Annotated in this window: 1 pseudogene; it reads right to left on the reverse strand. The window is 38.2% G+C overall.

From position 1 onward, the window contains the following. Positions 1 to 51: 51 nt before the first annotated feature. Positions 52 to 240: pseudogene (locus tag ACM0OZ_RS49185) on the reverse strand (ISAs1 family transposase); the annotation flags it as partial. Between the last annotated feature and the right edge of the window lie 344 nt (positions 241 to 584).

The following is a 584-nucleotide window of genomic DNA, read 5'->3' on the forward strand; positions in this document are numbered from 1 at the left end:
GGCTGGTTTAAACATTGTGGTTATTGTATTGCAGCCAAGTGAGAACCGCTATAAACGATTAGCTGTTGCCCAAGCACTAATCATATGTATAGCAGCTTTATCATTTGACGTATCAGTATCATAAGAACCCCGAAATGTTTTCCCATCGATTGCAATTATTTCTTGAGAAGTCAATTTTCCAATAGATTGAATCCAATTTAAAAAACTTTTTTAAAATTGTTCAGGATTTATCCGAGCGAAAGTTGAATCTCTGACCAGCATACAATCCATGTTTACGTATTTTCAGTAGATCGAAAAGTTTTCCAGAACCCTTACCAGGCATTCATTTGAGTTTGGGAAGACAATCTGCCAGAATCGTGTCGGAATCTACTTTTCAAGGAACGGGCGTTGTCTCACATCTTGCACCAATAAAAATTGATGTAATTTAATTACTCCGTATTAAACCGAAAGCCTTGATTTTGCGATAAAAGCCAATAAAAATAAGGTAGCTTTTTCGGGCATCTTTTTACGTTGCCTGTGTTTGTACGGTGAGGTGCAAGATATGAGCCTCTAACTAGCGGCGCGGAGTCCGCTAGTGATATATG

The organism is Scytonema sp. PCC 10023, from assembly GCF_963920835.1.
In the GTDB taxonomy this organism is placed as follows: domain Bacteria; phylum Cyanobacteriota; class Cyanobacteriia; order Cyanobacteriales; family Nostocaceae; genus Kalymmatonema.